This is a genomic window from Micromonospora sp. NBC_00362, from assembly GCF_026342155.1.
Lineage (GTDB): Bacteria > Actinomycetota > Actinomycetes > Mycobacteriales > Micromonosporaceae > Micromonospora > Micromonospora hortensis.
The window spans coordinates 1,433,849-1,450,788 of sequence record NZ_JAPENH010000001.1 but is presented as its reverse complement, the minus strand read 5'-3'; the positions used below and the strand labels follow the sequence as shown (position 1 = coordinate 1,450,788).

At 70.1% G+C, this 16,940-nt stretch carries 18 protein-coding genes; 10 read left to right on the top strand and 8 right to left on the bottom strand.

What is annotated here, in order from left to right:
- Positions 1-137: 137 nt before the first annotated feature.
- Positions 138-839 carry a DUF4396 domain-containing protein gene (locus OG992_RS06600; protein ID WP_266302675.1) on the bottom strand — a complete coding sequence of 234 codons (702 nt, stop codon included), beginning with the start codon at positions 837-839 and terminating at the stop codon, positions 138-140.
- Between the two features lie 156 nt (positions 840-995).
- Between OG992_RS06600 and OG992_RS06595 the strand changes: the two genes are divergently transcribed.
- The 4 genes from OG992_RS06595 to OG992_RS06580 are packed head-to-tail and all read left to right on the top strand — an operon-like array spanning position 996 to position 3,353.
- The gene (locus OG992_RS06595) at positions 996-1,466 is read left to right on the top strand and encodes a hypothetical protein (protein ID WP_238685923.1); all 471 of its coding nucleotides are present in this window, start codon (positions 996-998) and stop codon (positions 1,464-1,466) included.
- 12 nt (positions 1,467-1,478) lie between these two features.
- Positions 1,479-2,234, top strand: a complete 756-nt coding sequence (locus OG992_RS06590) for an MBL fold metallo-hydrolase (RefSeq protein WP_266302674.1) — start codon at positions 1,479-1,481, stop codon at positions 2,232-2,234.
- A 55-nt stretch (positions 2,235-2,289) separates the two neighbouring features.
- The gene (locus OG992_RS06585; protein WP_266302673.1) at positions 2,290-2,895 is read left to right on the top strand and encodes a TMEM175 family protein; all 606 of its coding nucleotides are present in this window, start codon (positions 2,290-2,292) and stop codon (positions 2,893-2,895) included.
- Between the two features lie 14 nt (positions 2,896-2,909).
- Entirely contained in the window at positions 2,910-3,353 is a 444-nt protein-coding gene (locus OG992_RS06580; protein ID WP_266302672.1) for a DUF5990 family protein, read from the top strand.
- Positions 3,354-3,366: 13 nt separating this feature from the next.
- Here OG992_RS06580 and OG992_RS06575 read toward each other — a convergent pair whose 3' ends face one another.
- A complete protein-coding gene (locus tag OG992_RS06575; RefSeq protein WP_266302671.1) occupies positions 3,367-4,458 on the bottom strand; it encodes a winged helix DNA-binding domain-containing protein in 1,092 nt (363 codons plus the stop codon).
- Positions 4,459-4,467: 9 nt separating this feature from the next.
- Positions 4,468-5,574 (bottom strand): DUF418 domain-containing protein, encoded by a 1,107-nt coding sequence (locus OG992_RS06570; protein ID WP_266302670.1) that lies wholly within the window; start codon positions 5,572-5,574, stop codon positions 4,468-4,470.
- A 267-nt stretch (positions 5,575-5,841) separates the two neighbouring features.
- On the opposite strand from OG992_RS06570, the gene OG992_RS06565 reads away from it, so the two are divergent.
- The 4 genes from OG992_RS06565 (at position 5,842) to OG992_RS06550 (ending at position 8,771) form a co-directional block, all read left to right on the top strand.
- Positions 5,842-6,420 carry a hypothetical protein gene (locus tag OG992_RS06565; protein WP_266302669.1) on the top strand — a complete coding sequence of 193 codons (579 nt, stop codon included), beginning with the start codon at positions 5,842-5,844 and terminating at the stop codon, positions 6,418-6,420.
- 97 nt (positions 6,421-6,517) lie between these two features.
- Complete coding sequence (locus OG992_RS06560; RefSeq protein ID WP_266305165.1) at positions 6,518-7,165, top strand: HEAT repeat domain-containing protein; 648 nt, start codon at positions 6,518-6,520, stop codon at positions 7,163-7,165.
- Positions 7,166-7,171: 6 nt separating this feature from the next.
- Entirely contained in the window at positions 7,172-8,182 is a 1,011-nt protein-coding gene (locus OG992_RS06555) for a HEAT repeat domain-containing protein (protein WP_266302668.1), read from the top strand.
- Between the two features lie 82 nt (positions 8,183-8,264).
- A complete protein-coding gene (locus OG992_RS06550; protein ID WP_266302667.1) occupies positions 8,265-8,771 on the top strand; it encodes a hypothetical protein in 507 nt (168 codons plus the stop codon).
- A gap of 87 nt (positions 8,772-8,858) precedes the next feature.
- Here OG992_RS06550 and OG992_RS06545 read toward each other — a convergent pair whose 3' ends face one another.
- Together OG992_RS06545 and OG992_RS06540 are read right to left on the bottom strand one after the other, a co-directional pair.
- Positions 8,859-10,373: a DUF1996 domain-containing protein gene (locus OG992_RS06545; RefSeq protein ID WP_266302666.1), complete on the bottom strand. Its 1,515-nt coding sequence runs from the start codon at positions 10,371-10,373 to the stop codon at positions 8,859-8,861.
- Between the two features lie 248 nt (positions 10,374-10,621).
- The gene (locus OG992_RS06540) at positions 10,622-11,632 is read right to left on the bottom strand and encodes a saccharopine dehydrogenase NADP-binding domain-containing protein (protein ID WP_238685913.1); all 1,011 of its coding nucleotides are present in this window, start codon (positions 11,630-11,632) and stop codon (positions 10,622-10,624) included.
- 93 nt (positions 11,633-11,725) lie between these two features.
- Here OG992_RS06540 and OG992_RS06535 point away from each other — a divergent pair, with 93 nt between their 5' ends.
- Positions 11,726-12,664: a helix-turn-helix domain-containing protein gene (locus tag OG992_RS06535; protein WP_238685912.1), complete on the top strand. Its 939-nt coding sequence runs from the start codon at positions 11,726-11,728 to the stop codon at positions 12,662-12,664.
- Between the two features lie 77 nt (positions 12,665-12,741).
- Here the strand turns inward: OG992_RS06535 and OG992_RS06530 are convergent, their stop codons facing one another.
- Entirely contained in the window at positions 12,742-13,488 is a 747-nt protein-coding gene (locus OG992_RS06530; protein WP_238685911.1) for an SDR family NAD(P)-dependent oxidoreductase, read from the bottom strand.
- 132 nt (positions 13,489-13,620) lie between these two features.
- Here OG992_RS06530 and OG992_RS06525 point away from each other — a divergent pair, with 132 nt between their 5' ends.
- Entirely contained in the window at positions 13,621-14,274 is a 654-nt protein-coding gene (locus tag OG992_RS06525; protein ID WP_238685910.1) for a TetR/AcrR family transcriptional regulator, read from the top strand.
- Positions 14,275-14,432: 158 nt separating this feature from the next.
- Here OG992_RS06525 and OG992_RS06520 read toward each other — a convergent pair whose 3' ends face one another.
- Together OG992_RS06520 and OG992_RS06515 are read right to left on the bottom strand one after the other, a co-directional pair.
- Positions 14,433-16,484, bottom strand: coding sequence for a glycogen debranching N-terminal domain-containing protein (locus OG992_RS06520; protein WP_266302665.1), 2,052 nt, complete (start codon positions 16,482-16,484; stop codon positions 14,433-14,435).
- Positions 16,485-16,487: 3 nt separating this feature from the next.
- Entirely contained in the window at positions 16,488-16,850 is a 363-nt protein-coding gene (locus tag OG992_RS06515) for an SCP2 sterol-binding domain-containing protein (protein WP_238685908.1), read from the bottom strand.
- Between the last annotated feature and the right edge of the window lie 90 nt (positions 16,851-16,940).

The following is a 16,940-nucleotide window of genomic DNA, read 5'->3' as shown; positions in this document are numbered from 1 at the left end:
GTTTGTGCTGGTCCGGCCGCCGATTCTGCGCCACGACCGGGGTCTTGCCGCAAGCCCCCGGGTGCGGTATACGTTAGAAGTGGCAGGGAGAGTGATCTCCTTGCCTTTGGTTATTCTCCGGGGCTGCCGGGCCCCGCTCAGTCGTCGGGGAGCCGGCGCGGCTCGAATCTCAGCCCTCGACCGATTTGCCAGGAGGCGGTCGGCCAGGCCGCGACGAAGCCGGCTATCAGCCCGAGCTGACCGGCGAACCAGAACGTGGGGCTGTCGGGTCGCAGGGGCGGTTCCGGCAAGACCACGCGATGCGCGAGGGTCAGCCATACGAACAGCGCCACCTCGAACGCGGTGATGGTCAGCAGTTCGATCCTGCCGACGTTCGACAGTGCGTGCCTGACCTTCGTCAGGCTGCGACCCGGCCCGGCGAAGTACCGGAAGAGCACGGCGATCGTCACCGCCATCAGGTAGTCCCCGGCGTAGTCGAGCCACAGAGGGTCCTCGGCCGGGTCGAATCTCACGGCGTACAGGGCGACCTCGGCGACGATGAACCCGAGAGCGCAGTGCGCGCCGCAGCGGGACACATGGGTGACGACGATGGCCCGGCGGGGCCGTCGCGGTTGCCCCTCCTGCCGCCGCCGCGAGAACGCCTCGGGCCTGCCCCAGTTCCAGTAGAGGCGGACGGCGGCCGGGCCGATGTAGAGGACGGTCACCAGCCAGACGATCTCCATGACCCGGACCGGCTGACGGTTTCCGCGGAGATAGGTGTCGGCCAGCACGACAGCGACGCTGACGACGCCGACCGCGAGCGAAGCCCACGAGAGCGCTACGAGCCAGGTTGGCTGCATCCCCGCCCCTTCCGCCAGCCGGGCGAGTCTTTCACGGCGTACTCGAACGGATCGGCGGATCGGACGTTCCCGCGTGCCGGCGCGGACTGTTTCACCCTCCCCGGCCCCACCCGGACGGTGGAGGGAACCAGCCGGCCGCTGCCGTACGGTGCGAGGGTGACGAGTGCCCCTCGCGAAGCGGAAGCGCGTGTCGGCCCGATCGGCGCGCTGCTCAGCCGAATCGTCTTCCTGGCCATCTGCCTACCCGGACCGGTCCTGCTCGTCGCCGCCGTGACACTGAACCCACCACGATCGTCCAGGGACTTCTGGGGTCTGCTGGTGGGTGGCGTCCTGGCGACAGCCATCGGTGTCGGGTTCGGCGTCTTCGGTTGGCGCGTGGTCGCCCGATCCCGTCGCGACACGCGTCGGCTGGCCGCGGCTGGCGTCGCCGCGACGGCAGAGGTTCTCCAGGTGGCGAACCACCTGGACGGCGAGAACCCCGGGCTGGAGCTCCGCCTGCGGATCAGCGGGCCGGGGTTCACCCCGTTCGAGGCGGACACGATCCGCGCGGACGATCCGGCGCTCGTGCCGGGCGCGGTGCTGGCCGCCGTGGTGGACCCCACCGACCGCCTCTTCGCGATCATCTGAGTCGCTTCCGACGTGGACGGCGACGTCGTCCGGATCTCGGAACCGCACGTCAACGAACTACTGTCGGCGAACTTCTGGTGGTTGCGGGGCGACGATCGGGACATCGTGATCGACGCCGGGCTTGGCGTCGTCGCCCTGCGGGAGGCGATTCCGGGCCTGTTCGAGCGCGATCCGATGATCGTGCTCACCCACGCGCACCTGGATCACGTCGGTGGGGCGGCGGAGTTCGGGGACCGGGCCGCCCACCCCGCCGAGGCGGGGATCTTGGCGGCGGGCGTACCGGCGAGCCTGTACGGCGCGGAACTCTTCGACAAACTCGGGATCGACGCCGCCGGAGAAGACATCCCGGAGCTCATGATCGACGTCCTGCCCGATCCCGCCTACGACCCGGCCGCCTACCGCGTCGCACCGATGACCCTGCACCGCCTGCTCGACGACGGCGACCGGGTCGACCTGGGCGGGCGGGTGCTGACAGTGCTGCACCTTCCCGGCCACACGCCGGGGAGCATCGCCCTGATGGAGGAGCACACCGGGACCCTGTACTCGGGCGACATCATCTACGAGGGCGCCCTGATCGACGATCTGCCGAACTCCGACGTGGCCGCGTACCGGCGAAGCATGCAGGTCCTCGTCGACCTCGACGTGTCCCTCGTCCATCCCGGCCACGGGGGCAGCTTCGACCGGACGCGCCTTCGCCAGTTGGCCGAGACCTACCTGCGCAGGACGGCCGTCGGCAGTACCGATAAGGAAAGCCGACATATAGCATAATTCCGGGGTGCCTCCCACAAGGGAAACCTCACGGCTTACCCGTAGCCCGGGCCGGTTGCTGGCCTTCAGCGACGGTGTCTTCGCGATCGCCGTGACGCTTCTCGTGCTGGAGATCCAACCGCCTCACGACTTCGGGCGCCTGGTCCAGGGGCTCGGTGCGCTGTGGCCGTCGTACCTGGCGTACACGTTGAGCTTCCTGCTCATCGGGCAGGTGTGGGTGAATCACCATGTCATGTTCGACCGCGTCCGGCACGTCGACCGAGGGGTCCTGTTCCTCAACACCTTGCTCCTGATGGTCATCGCGTTCCTGCCGTTCTCCACGTCACTGCTCGCCGAGGCGTTGCGCGCGGAGCAGGGGCTGCGCGCGTCGGTCGTCGTCTACGGCGGCACACTGTGGACGGCGGCGGCCCTCTTCAACATCGTGTGGGCGCACCTCCGCCGGGCCAAACTGCTGGACCCCGGCCTCGGGCCGCTCGGTGCGCGGGCCATCGGCCGCCGCTTCGCGCTCGCCCTGGTCTGGATCGGCTCCGGCATCCTCGTCGGCGCGTTCGTGCCGATCGCCGGTGTGGCCATCATCGCCGCGTTCCTGCCCGCCTACTACCTGCCCATCCGCGGCGAGTACGGCCAGGACGACACCGCCGCCGAGCAACCGGCCGACTAACTAGAGTCGGTGCCATGCGGATCAGGATCGACGGCAGCGATCTCCCAGGTCAGCGTCCCGGTGCGGAGGCCGACGCGCTGCGGCGGGGCAACGTGCACGTCGGGGTGCAGCGCAAGGCCGAGGTCGTCGATCAGGTGCCGGCCGACGCGGCCAACGCCACCTGGTCCTTCGAGGTGTCCAGCCGCGAGGTCGACGGTGCGCTCGACGTCGGTGGCCCCTGGGTGCACGGCCGCCCAGGGGCGCGGTTTCTCTATCTGAGCTGGGGCGCGGTGACCCACGACGGCTTCGCGATGTTCCGACGAGCGAAGTTGATGTTCACCGACGTACCGACCGAGCTGCTGCGCGCCGCCCACGAGGACACCGGGACGCTGGTCGGCCGGGTCGGGTTGACCGATGCCGCCGGTGAGCCGATCTGCGCTCGGGTGCACCCGCCCGCCATCGCCTGGGCGGTGGAGTGAGTGTCGCCGGAGACTAGCTGCCGAAGTCGACGCCATTGAGGGAGACGGAGCGGTACGCGGCGAGGTGCTCGGCCTGCGCGGTGATGGCCTTACGCGTGGCGTCCGACAACCGCTGCCACGGCTGGACGGCGACAGTCAACGCCCTGCCGGACTTGCGGGGCCGCCAGGTGCCCACCAGCTCGCCGTCGACCAGGACGGCGCCGGGGCGACCCAACACCGGCCACAGCTCCTTTGCATGGGCGGCGTCCGGCACCAGCGTGGCCCGGTCCTTGGCCTGGAGGAACAGGTCGAACGGGCCGAGCAGTCGGGTGACAGCGCCGTCGGCGGACTCCAGCGACTCCTCGTCGGCGGCCAGCAGTGAGCGCACCTCGCGGTCGACAGTCACCTCGATCACGTCGTCGGGCCAGCGCGCCTTCACGTCCTTCACCGGGGCGTCGAGGTAGTCGGCGACCTGTTTCGGGGTTGCCGGACCGAGCAGGCGAAGATACGCGCGGATGAGGTCGAAGCGGTCACCCGCGGCGGCTGCTTTCCTGAACCCGGTGATGCGCCGCAGGACCGGGGGTGAGGTGTCGAGTTGCAACTCCAGTCCGGCCCGCAGGGCGGCGAGCCGGAACGGCATCTCGTAGAGGTGCGTGGCGTCGCACGGGCGGCAATACCGCAGGTAGGGCTCGGGCAGCATGGTGGCCAGGCGGCCGGAGACGTCCCCCTTGACCGTCGGCGTGCTGACGATGGCCCGCATCCGGTCGGCGATCTCGTCCAGGGCCGTGAGGGTGTCGATGCCGGCGGCCTTCAACGGTTTCGCGGCGTCGTAGATGCGCTTGCCCGCGTCGGCCGAGGAGTGGGGTTCGACGGCGGCCGCCACCGTCGCGACGTCGGCCCGGCGGTAGAGGTGGGGAGCGCCCCGCACCGTCCACAGCAGGACCAGATCGGCGTCGGACACCGCGGTCACGTCGACTCCGCGTACCGCCAGCGCCCACCGCCCGCCGTCCGGACCGGTGTTCTGCACCCCGAGGTCCAGCACGGCGGTGTCGGCGAGCGTGCCCTCGTCCCGGTCGAGCTGCTGGGCCCGGACCCGGAAGTTCATCACCTGGTGCCGATCGACCATGTCAGCACCCTAGTGGGGGCGGCGCGCCCGGTGGGACCAGGCGCGCAGCGCCCATTCGACGGGGCCGTAGCGGAACCGTCGCAACCACCACGAGCTGACCACCAGCTGCACCGCGACGATCACCAGTGCGATCAGCAGTGTCTGTGCCGGCGAGGTGCGGCCGACCAGGCCCCACCCGACGCCGGTGAAGACGAGCACGCACACGAGCGACTGGGCCAGGTAGTTCGTCAGGGCCATCCGCCCAGCGGGCGCGAACACGTCCGCGAGGCGCGGCCACCGCGTGAACAGGCGCAGCAGAGTCGCGGCGTAGGCGGCGGCCAGGAACGGGGCGGTGACGATGCTGACCATCAGTCCGGTCAGGTTCGCCGTGGAACCACCGACCGCGAACACGACGGCGCCGGCCAGACCGATCGGGTAACCCACCCGTTCGCACCGGCGTAGCAGGTCCTGGTGGGCGGGCACGGTGGCGAGCAGCCGGTGCTTGCCGGCGGCGAGGCCGACGAGGAACGCCGCGAACGCCAGCGGCCCCTGCACGACGAGACCGCCGATCATCGCCGGCATCGACCGCAGGTGCTCCACGACGACATCGCCGAGGCCGCCACCCAGAGCCAGCGTGGAGCGCGCACCGGCGCTGAGCGCGGCGGCCTCGTCCGGAACCAGCGTGGCGCCGAGGACCGCCGCGACCCCGACCACCACGGCGATGCCGCCGATGATGGACGCCGCCGCGATCAGCGCGGTGCGGGGCTCGACCCGCCGGACCGCGAGCAGCACGAGACCGAGCAGCGCGTACGTGGCGAGGATGTCGCCGTGGAACAGCAGCACCGCGTGCAGCACGCCGAGGACGAACAACCCGGAGAGTCGGCGCAGGAACGCCGGGCGGAACGCCACTCCGCGCCGAGCCGCCGACTCGAGTTGCAGAGTGAAGCTGTAGCCGAACAGAAAGGCGAACAGCAGGTACGCCTTCATCGCGAAGAACAGCTCCACCGCGCCGGCGATCAGCAGGTCGACGGCGCCGCGCGCCGGATCGTCGACCAGGTGGAAGTCGTAGCCGGAGCTGAAGAACGCGATGTTGACCAGCAGGATGAGCAGCAGCGCGCTTCCGCGCAGTGCGTCCACGACGGTGATGCGGGCGAGGGAGTCCCCGGGCGAGGGCTGTGGGTGGCCGTCTTCCGGTCGGTCTAACCGTGTCACATTCATGGTGTCCAGCCTCCGGAGCGCAGCCCGCTGCCGTGAAGTATTTCCGTCACACGAACTGTCGTGACGAAAAGACACCATCCCTACGGCGGGGGAGGCGATGTCCCTCCGCGCGGCGATCCGCTCGTCGCGCCGTTCGGCGACGGTGATCTCAGGGTGCCAACGCCCGCCGCTGATGGAGACGACGCCGTGACTCGAACACCACTCACGAACGCCATGCCCGCCCCGCCGCCGCCCTGGGCCCGGCGAGCCGGACACGTGGCGTGGATCGCCCCCGTACTGGGGTTCATCCCGCTGCACGTGCCCTGGATTCTCGGCATCCCGCTGTTCGCCAATCCCGACCCGTTCCGCGAGTGGTACCACGGTCGCGGGCCCGGGGTGGGGGACCACCCCGTCGACGGGTTCCTGGGGCTGCCGGCCGGCGCGTTCTACCTGGGCCTCCTGTGCGTCCTCGCCGGGCTCGGCGGCGCGCTGGCGCTGGGGCTCATTCAGGACTGGGGCATGGTCTTCCCCCGGTGGGTGCCGTGGCTGCGCGGACGTCGGGTGCCACAGTGGGTGCCGCTGACGCCGACGGTGCTGGGATCCGCCCTGATGATCGGCTACTCCGCGACCCTGCCGTGGCAGTTCGCCGCGGACCTGCGGGAGTCCAGTGCGGAGGACATCTTCACCCCGACCGGCGTTCTGATCGGTCTCCCGCTTCTGCTGGCCTGGACGGTCGCGTTGCCGCTGGCCGGGTGGTCCTACTACCGCCGTACCCGTCCGGCGTGAGTAACAGCCAGCGAGGACGGGGTTGACCTTGACACAGTGACAAGGTCTTCACTGGCGGCGGAAAGGGGTGATTCCGATGACCACGCCGAAACAGGACATGAACGCGATGAGGGTTCTCCGAGGGCTGGAGAGCAGCGACTCGTCGGTGCGGCTGCGCGCGGCACTGACGATCGGTACGACCCCTGACCCGCAGCTGATCGACACGCTCATCGAGCGATGCGCGGTCGAGCCCGAGTTCTCCGTACGCGAGATGCTCAGCTGGGCACTCCTGCGCTACCCACCGGCACTGACCGTTGCGAAGCTCACCGATGAACTCCACTCGGAGCGCGCGCAGGCCCGAAGTCAGGCATTGCACACGCTGTCCAAGATCGGGGACCGGCGAGCCTGGCCGGCGATCACCCGAGCGCTGCTGACCGACGCCGACGGTGAGGTGGCGCGCAGCGCCTGGCGCGCGGCGGTCGCGCTCGTACCCTCCGGTGGGGAGCCCGAGTTGGCCACGGTGTTGTCGACGCAGCTCGGGCGGGGCGGGCGTGAGATGCAGTTGAGCCTCAGCCGGGCGCTGATCGCGCTCGGCGAGGTGATCATGCCGATCCTGCGCGCCGCGATGGCGGATCTCGACCCGCGCGTACGCGCCCACGCGGTGGCCACACAACGTCTGACGCAGGACCCGGATGCCGGGTTCGAGTTCGCGATCGAGGCGGCGAAGCGTGTGCTCGCCCTCGGTCCGACGCACGAGAAGGGATGACGCCAGGTGTTGATCGGTGAGGTGGCGCGACGGTCCGGGGTCAGCGCCCGCATGCTGAGGCATTACGACGCGCTCGGGTTGATCCGGCCCACTGGTCGCACCGGTTCCGGCTATCGCGAGTACACCAGCGAGGACATCCGGCTGATCTTCCACGTCGAGAGCCTGCGGTCGTTGGGCCTGTCGCTACGTGACGTCCGCCGCGCGCTCGACGATCCCGGCTTCACCCCCGCCGAACTCGTCAACGACCTCATCCGGCGAACGCGACTGCGCATCGCGGATGAGACGGAGCTGCTCACCCGACTCCGTCGGATCGGTGCCGCAGACCCCTCCGACTGGGAGGACGTCCTTCAGGCCGTCACACTCCTGCGAGCACTGGGGTCGGAAAGCGCGGGTACCCGCCAACGCGCCGCCCTGTCCTCGGTCGGTGAGGGGCCGGTGCCGGTGGAGGCACTTGTCGAGGCGGTGCTGAGTGAGTCGGACCCGAACGTCGCCGGAGCTCTGCGCTGGGCGCTGGCGCAGTCCGGCGACGGCGGGTTGGCGTTGCTGGCCGAGGGTCTCGGCTCCCCGGAAGCCGAGGTACGCAGGCGTGCCGTTCAGTCCGTCGCCGAGATCCCGCACGCCGCGGCGACCGACGTGCTGCGGGACGCCCTCACGCACCCCGACGTCGTGGTCGGCGGGTACGCGGCTCTGACGCTCGGGGCGCGCGGAGTGGCGGACGCGCTACCAACGTTGATCGACATGGTTGTCGAGGAGACCAAGGGCGTCGACGCCGCCGACGCGTTGAGCCTGCTGGCGGCCGATCCCGGGCTGGCAGACCAGATTGCGACCCGGCTCGTTGCCTGCCTCGGACGGAGCGGTGTCGCACCATCCGCACGACGGCGGCTGACCGAGGCGTTGGCGGACATCCCGGGGCGCACGGCCGTACGCGCCCTCAGGGACCTGTCGCGCGACGAGGACCGCGCCGTCGCACTGACGGCGACCTCCGTCCTCGCGCTCCGTGCGGCGGCTTCGCCCTGACCGAACACTGTGGAGCCGTCGACCGCGGGCGAGGCGTCGAGCGGATTGATCATCCTTTGGACTTCGACTATCGTCCGCGTCCGTGAAATCTTCCCGTCTTGCCTCTGCCCTGTTGATCGTTGCCGTTACGACAGCCCTCGCCGCCTGCGGCGACGGTGACAAGGCGACGACCGCCGGACCCACCACGTCCGCTCCCACCTCCGCAGCCCCGTCCGCGGTGGCCACCTCAGCTGCCGCCACGCCGACCTCGTCTTCCGCGGCGGGCGCGGCGACCGACAAGCAGCTCTGCGAGGCGGTGAAGAAGGCCAGCGACGAAATGAGGACCGAGATGGTGAAGGTCGCCACGACTGGCGACGCGTCGGCGGCGGACTTCAAGAAGATCCTGACCGGTCTGGAGCAGAAGGTGACCACTGTCGCCTCGACCGGCGAGGGCAAGTTGGCCGACGCCCTGCGGACGTTCGCCGCCGAGGCGGCCAAGGCTGCGGCCGCGGCGGACCCGGCGACCGCTGCCGACAACCCGGCCTTCGAGAAGGTTGGCAAGGAGATCAGCGCCGCGTGCAAGGTCAACGGGGTCAGCATGGTTCTCTGACCGTCGCGGCCCGATCAGCTCGGGTGTGATGACCGACGGCCCCCACGCCTGAGCGTGGGGGCCGTCAGTCGACAGCGGAGGCGGTGGTCAGCCGCCGGCGAAGGTCGTGTCGACGCCACACTTGGCGTTCTGGTTGAGGCAGGACTTGACCAGGTCGCCGAGACGCTCCGGCTCCCAGGCGTTCATGAAGTCGCCGTGCATCGATGACGGCTTGCCGGAGGAGAGGCTGAGGCCGTCACCGCCCAGCGACTCGTAGTTGACCATGAAGGAGAGGTCCGGCACGGCCACCGGGTACTTGCCGGTGCAGACGCCGTTCACCGGGTCGCCCATGTGCGACTTGTGATCGGGTGAGTCGATGTTCTTGCCGTCCCAGCAGTCCTTGAACACGAGCTGGAAGATGAGGTTGCCGCCGGGGGCGCACCTCGGCCAGTTGCCGTCGGCGCTGCGGCCGATCTCGGCGCTGCCCGCGCACCAGAACTGGTTGCTGCCGGCGTTCTTCGGAGTGTCGACCTGCCGCTTGGCGTCGCCTTCGACCACCACCAGGCCCGGCGGGAAGGGCTTGACCGTCGACGGGTCCTTGACCCGCGAGCCGTAGTAGATGCGCATGCTCTTGATCGGCACGGCCTTGCCGTCCTTGCGCAGCTCCGGGGTCCAGTAGGCGCTCTTGTCTCCCGGGGCGTTGCAGGTGTTCGCCGCGGCGAAAAGCTTGTCCGTCGTGCTGAAGGCGTCGATCTTCGGGCCGAAGAAGGTGTGCATGTGCGAGGCGCCCGTGAGGCCCGGCAGGACGATCGGGTCGTCCGGGGCGGAGTTCGCGACGCCGCAGTCGGTGTGGAACTCCGGCACCCGGGTGGTGCCCGGCGGCACCGCCTTCGGCTTGATGGCGTCGAAAGCGGCCAGTTCCTTGCTCCACTTGGCCTGGTCGACGGGCACCCAGCCGCCGGCCGGAGCGCTCGGCGGGACGGACGTCGACGTCGACGGGGACGCGGTGGCCGTGGAACTCGGCGTGGCCGAAGGGGCGGCCGACGTGCTCGGCGTGGCCGACGCGCTCGGCGACGTGCCCGTCGCGGGGCCGAACGTGAACCAGTTCACGTTCACGAAATCCGACGTCGAGGTGCTCGTCATGACCGCGAAGACGGTCTGCGCGCCGGCCGGCACAGCGGACGCCTTCGCGGTGACGGTCGTCCACTTCTGCCAGCCGCCGGTCTGGACGATCGGGAAGCTTGCCAGCAGTGGGCCGTTCTGCGCGCCGAGGCGCAACTCGACAGTGCCGCCGGCGGCGTTGTGCGAGGCGACCCGGGCCGTCAGGTCGACGCCAGTTACCGACACGCCGTCGAAGCGCAGCCAGTCGCCGCCGGCGAGCCAGCCAACGTTCCGGCCGCCGTCGGCGTCGCCGGTGCCCTCGGTCTGCGCCCCCGACTGTGCCGCGAAGGCCTCTGCCTGCACCCGGCCGGGCACGACGATCTCTTCGGCCTGGGCGCCGGCGATGTAGATGCCGCTGCCGGCCAGCGCGGCGACGACAGCGGAGGCGAGCGTGATACGAGTGAGGCGACGGCGCTTTCGTGCCCGATCCGGCGGTGCGACGTGCGCGGGGGGAGTCCGCATTACCAGTGGTTTCCTTCGAGTCGACGATAAAGCTCTGTTGGAAGGAGTATGTGCACGTCAGGGGCCTTCATCAACTCGCAGGGAAAGAATTAAGGAGGCCGGTCGACACGTGCCCTGGCAGCCAGCGTGACGGCTCCGGATGACAATTTTTCGGTCGTACAGCCTTAAGTTTCCGTTAAGTCCCGTCGCCCCGTTCTGGTTCGATGATTACGATTTTCGCGTAACGAATTGCTGTCGAATTCGCGACCTCAGTAGCTGACCGGTTCGACGCGGATGGTCGGCGACAGCGCGCGTAGGAAGTCGGCCGCGTCGAACATCTCACCGGCGGAGGCGACGCCGCTGGTCCTCGTCCGACCATCGAGGACGCGCCCGACCGCTTCCACGGCCAGGGGCGCGCTGACGGCGTAGATGTCGCGACCACTGGCCACGACGCGGCGGCGCGCGTCGCCGCGACGCACGATGACGTCGACAGTGAACGTCTGCGCTGACCGGCCCCGCCCGTCGACCGCGACCGGCGCCGCCGCGGCGGTCAGGTCGGTGGCGGCGTCGACGGTCATGTAGGTGCGGACCTCGGGGATGGCCAGGTGACGGGGGATGGTGACGACGTCGGCCATGGTGAACTCCCCGAGAACGGTGCGCCGGCCCAGCGGCGCGGGAAAGTCCCAGTCCAGCCTCGGCAGCTCCCCGCCGGACCGGTACTCCAACCGGCCACCGGTGTAGCGGACCCGGTGGCCTGCGCGACGCTCGCGGGAGACGACACCCGCAGCGACCGTTCCGGCCGTCGGGTGCCAGCTGTTCAGTCCGTACGCGACGTGCGCCTCGTCGGCCGACGTCCAGTCGCCCATCGCCGTCGTCGCGAGCAGGTCACCGAGCCCGCCGAAGAAGGCCATCGCGGGGACCACCGCGACACCGGCCACCCGGGCGCGCTCGGTGAAATGGGTGAACGTGTCGAGGTTGGCCTCGATCTCGGCCGCCACGTCCACGTAAGGGATCCCGGCGCGCAGCGCGGCCTCAATCACACCGGCCGCGGTCGACGCGAACGGGCCGGCGCAGTTGATGACCGCGTCCACGCCGCTCAGCGCCGCGTCGAGCGAGGCCGGATCGTCGGCCGACGCCACCCGGTAGCCGAGCCCGAACGCCGCCAGCCGGCGCGGGTCACGGCCCACCGGCAGGGCTTCGAACCCGCGCTCGCTCAGCTCCGCCATCACGAACCGTCCAGTGTGCCCGTACGCTCCGAACACCGCCACGCTGTGGCCCATCGCTGCCTCCTCGAAGATCGACTGGACCCAGCCTCCCGCAGCGGCCGGCGACCGACCAGTGTCGGAAACGCCAACTCCCGTACAGTTTCGGACATGGCCCTTGTCGCGATCGCCGCCACCGACGGGATGCTGCACTTCGAGCTGGCCCTGGCCTGCGAGGTCTTCGCCCACGATCCCTCCGGCCTGGCCGACCCCTGGTACGACGTGGCGATCTGCGGTCCCGGCCCGGTCCGGATCGGCCGTTTCCTGCTGGCGCCCGACGACGGGTTGGACCGGCTCGCTCGCGCCGACACGGTGATCGTCCCGTCGGTCGAGGACGTCGACGCTGATGTACCCCCCGACCTGCTCGACGCGGTCCGCGCGGCCCACCGGGCGGGCGCCCGGATGGTCTCGCTGTGCACCGGCGCGTTCGTGCTGGCCGCCGCCGGGGTGCTCGACGGGTTGCGGGCCACCACGCACTGGGCGCACACCGAGGCGCTGGCCGCCCGCTTTCCCCGGGTACGGGTCGACCCGGACGTGCTCTACGTCGACAACGGCAGCGTGCTCGCCTCCGCCGGGAAGGCCGCCGCGATCGACCTGTGCCTGCACCTGATCCGCCGCGACCACGGCTCGACCGTCGCCAACGCCGTCGCCCGCCGCCTGGTCGTGCCTCCGCACCGCGCCGGTGGTCAGGCCCAGTACGTCACCACCCCGGTGCCCGCCCGTGACGACCACCCGCTGGCCACCCTGTTTCCCTGGGCGCTGGCCCGCCTGGACCGGCCGCTGACCGTCGAGGACCTGGCCCGGCAGGCGAACATGAGCGCACGCAACCTGGCCCGCCACTTCCGTTCGGTCACCGGCACCACACCACTGCTGTGGCTGTCGACGCAACGGGTCCGCCACGCCCAGGAGCTGCTGGAACGGACCGACGACAGCATCGACGCCGTCGCCGAGGCGGCCGGCATGGGCACCGCCGCGACGCTGCGTCGACACTTCCACCGCACCGTCGGCGTGCCCCCGGACGCGTACCGGCGCACCTTCCGCAGCGCCTGAGCGCACAGCCTCCCCGGCCGTCCACAGGACTGGACGGCCGGGGGAGGCCACCGGCAGGCCGACGGAGGCTGAATCGCTCAGACGGCGGTGCGGCCACCGTCGGCGTCCAGAATCACGCCGGTGACGAACCGTGCCTCGTCGCTGACGAGGAACGCGATGACGGCCGCGATGTCCTCGGGATCGGCGATGAAACCCAGCGGGGCCTGGGCCGCGAGCTGTTCCAGACCCTCGCCCAGGGCTTCGGATCCCGGAGTGCGGGTCGGGCCGGGACGCACGGAGTTCACGCGCACTCCCTGCGGGCCGAACTCGGCTGCCCAGCTCTTGGTCAGCAGGTCCAGGGCGGCTTTGCTCGCGCCGTAGACCGACAGTCCCGGAAGGGCGACTTCGGCGGCGAGGGTGGAGACGTTGACGATCGCTCCACCGCCTCGTGCCGCCATCGCGGGCGCAAGGTTCGCGACCAGATAGAACGGCGCCTTCAGGTTCGTGCCCAGCACCGCGTCGAAGGTCGACTCTTCGGTGCCCGCGGTCGGTCCGCCGGCTCCGATCGCCGCGTTGTTGACGAGGATGTCGAGGGTTCCGCCTGCGGACTCGGCGGCCTGGGTGGCCTTGGCCGCGAGTTCTCCAGCGGATTGCGCGTCGCGGAGATCGGCGGCGACAAAGTCGGCGTTGCCTCCCTCAGCGTGGATCTGCTCCACCACTGTCAGTCCTCGTTCGGCATTGCGCCCGGAGACGATGACACGGACACCAGCGCGAGCGAGCGTGAGTGCGGTGGCGCGGCCGATTCCACTCGTCGAGCCGGTGACGAGAGCGGTAGTGGTTTTCATGGGAACTCCTTGCCGGGCGGTCTCAAATGGGCTTGATGGGGAGACGATGCGGATACGTACAACGTACGTAAGCGTGACTCGCGTACGCTGTACGTGTCAAGTGACGTCGGGCACGTCGTCGGAGGAGCCAGCATGAGAGCCCGTTTCACACTCACCGACATCCAGCAGCACGCGCTGGTGATCGTCGACCGGGATGGCCTGGCCGGACTCACCATGCGATCCCTCGCGGCGTCCCTGAAGACCGGCGCCATGACCCTCTACAACTACGTCGACAGCCGCGAAGCCCTCGAGGAACTCGTGGTCGACGCCGTCTCGTCCCGCGTCCAGATCCCGGAGCCAACCGACGATTGGCTGGCCGACACGCGAGCCGTGGCCACCGCCATGTGGAGGACCTTCCGCGCACACCCGGCGGTCATCCCGCTCATCCTCACCCGTCGCACGTCCTCGCGAGCCAGCCTCGCTCCAGCCGAGGCGCTCGCGGCAGCCCTCGCTCGCGGAGGTCTGGACGGCCTCGACCTGTTCGTCGCGTTCCGCGCCGTCTCGGCGTTTGTCACTGGCATCGCGCAGAACGAGCTAGCCGGCGCGCTCAGCCACGAGCAGGATCCCGCCTCCGCCGCCCGTCGCATCGAAGCGCTGGCGCAAGGTGCTCTACCGACGCTCGCTGAACTAGCCCCGGTCGGGGCTGAGTTCACCGGCCAGGAATTCGAGCGTGGACTCACGCTCGTCCTCAACGGCATCACGCACACTCCCCGCCCGTTCAGCCCTCACGATCAGGCAGGTCGTTGACGCCGATCTCCTGGTGGGCGGACGTCGTGGTGGGACGCCGGGGCGTCGACGACGCACCTGCGCGCCGAGTGGGAGGCCGACGAGCTGTGGGTGACCTGGCTCGACTGGCTCCGGGAGACGCGTAACCGCTGCGGCTTCACCGTCAGTTGAGCGTCTCCCTAGCGCTGGTCGGGGCGCTGGCGGGCGAACGCGTCGCGCTTGCCCCAACGGCCGGGGATGTCCAGGAGCGCGATCCGTCCGAAGGTGGCGGGTAGCGCCGGGTCCACGGCCAGGTGGTCTTCGTGCGGGTTGATACCGAGCATGGTGCGGATCAGCAGCATGGTGGCGCCGCTGGACCACGCCTGCGGACTGCCGGCGGTCGGGTACCGGATCGGGAACCGGGTGGTGTCGCGGTCGAACCCGCCGAACGCCTCGGGTAACCGACCCTCGAAGTAGGTGGCGGCGGAGAGGATGCCCTCGGCGATGCGGGCCGCCTCGTTGCCGAACCCGTAACGGCGCAGACCCCAGGCGATGAAGGAATTGTCGAACGGCCAGACCGTGCCGTTGTGGTAGCCGAGCGGGTTGTAGCGACGCTGCCCCTCGGCGAACGTCCGCACCCCCCAACCGGAGAAGAGCGCCGGCCCCATCAGGTGCTCGACCACCCGTTCAGCCCGCTCCGGAGGCACGATGCCGCTCCACAACAGATGCCCGATGTTGGACGACAGGCTGTCCACGGGAGTGCCGTCGTGGTCGAGGGCGAGGGCGTAGAAGCCGCGGTCCTCAAGCCAGAAGTCCCGGTTGAACCGGTCGTACAGGGCCGCTGCCTCGCTCTCCAACCGCTCGGCGTAGGCAGTGTCGCCCCAGAAGGTACGGGCCAGTCGTGCCCCCCGGATCTTCGCGTCGTAGGCGTACCCCTGGGTTTCGCAGGTGGCCCTCGGGAAGCCCGGCAGCCGGCCGTCGGCGTAGGAGATGCTGTCCCAGGAGTCCTTCCAGCACTGGTTGTCCAGGCCGGTGGCGCGGTTGCGTCGCTGGTACCAGACGTAGCCGGTGGAGGTCAGGTCCGCGTACCTGTCGATCCAGGCCAGGGCCGCGCGGACCTCCTGCTCCAACTCCATCACCAGCGCGGTGTCGCCGCTCCACCGCTCGTACTCGTCGAGCAGCACCACGAACAACGGTGATGCGTCCACGGTGCCGTAGTAGGGGGAGTGCGGCTGCTCCTCGAACGCGGCCGACTCCCCGTAGCGCAACTCGTGCAGGATCCGGCCCGGGTCCTCCTCCAGCACGTCGTCGGTCCGGACGCCCTGCAACGACGCGAGGATCCGCAGTGTCGGTGGGGTCAGCGACGGGGTGACGGGCAGGGTCTGCAAGCAGGTCAGAATGCTGTCGCGGCCGAACAGGGTCATGAACCAGGGCAACCCGGCCGCGGGTACGCTCGCGCCGCTGAGCGAGAGCGGGGCGAAGCGCAGCGCCGCCAGGTCCACCAGGCTGCGGTGGTAGACCTGCTGGAGGCCGACGCTCTCGGTGTCCAGGGTCGGGGCCGCCGCGACCCAGGCACGCACGCTCGCAGGCAGAGTGGAGTCGTCCGGCCGTTGGGCGCGCAGGGCGGCGCGCAGGTCGACGCCGTCCGGACGCAACGCCAGCATGACGGCCTGCAACCGGGTCGACCACTGCTGCTCGGGGCGTAGCCGGACCGCGAACCGGAGGCCGCCCGAGTCGAACTCCGCGGGCTCGCTCGCCGACACGACGACCTCACGTCGGTAGGTGCCGCGCCGGTAGCCCAGGCGCAACTCGTTCGGGCCGACGTGCGTGTAGTGCTCGCCGGACTTGTCGCCGACGTCGAACTTGATCTCGAAGATGTCGGCGAAGTCGGCGGCCACCTCCAGACGTACGTCGAGCGTCATGTCCCGCTCGCCGTAATTGAAGATCGTCAGCGACTCGGTGAGGTCCGGGCCGATGCGCCTGCGCCGAATGGCCGACACGTCGGCCTCCACGTAGTCCACCGCCGCGCCCGGAACCGCGAAGAACGTGACCTCGAAGTACTGGCTGTCGTCCACCGACAGCGCGGTCATGCACTCGCCGTTGACGGTGAGCCGCCAGCGGGACAGGAAGCGCGTGTCAGCGGCGAAGAGGCCGACCGGGGTGCTCGGGGACGACTGCACGTCGCCGCTGGCGTCGGACACCATGAAGGTGTTCCCGTCGATGCACGCCACCGTGCCCGCGATGTCCCTCATCGGTCACGTCCCACCGTCGGGATCCTCGCGCTGAAGCCGCCCGGGCTCTCGCGGAAACAGTCGCCCGATGCGCAACGCCAGAGCGAGATCACCGTCGACCATGATCTCGCCACGGGTGATCGCCGCCAGCCCGTTGACCTCGCCCCGCGCCATCGCCTCCGCGAGCTGCGCGGACACCTGGATCACAGTGGTGGCGGGGCCACCGCTTCGGGTCACCCGCATCCGGCCATGATCGATGTCGAGCAGCCACTGCTCCAGGTTGCCGTCGTCGCGGATGTCGAATCGCACGCTGCCGCAGACCTTGCTGAACCGTGGATCCTGGCCAGCGACCGTCAACCGCTCGAAGAAGGCGCTGGTCTCCGACATCCCCACCTCCTCCGGGCGCTGGTAAGAGCGGATGCCGGCTACCCGCTGCCGCGCACTCCTAACGCCGGGTGGTGCCCCCTTGTTCACTTG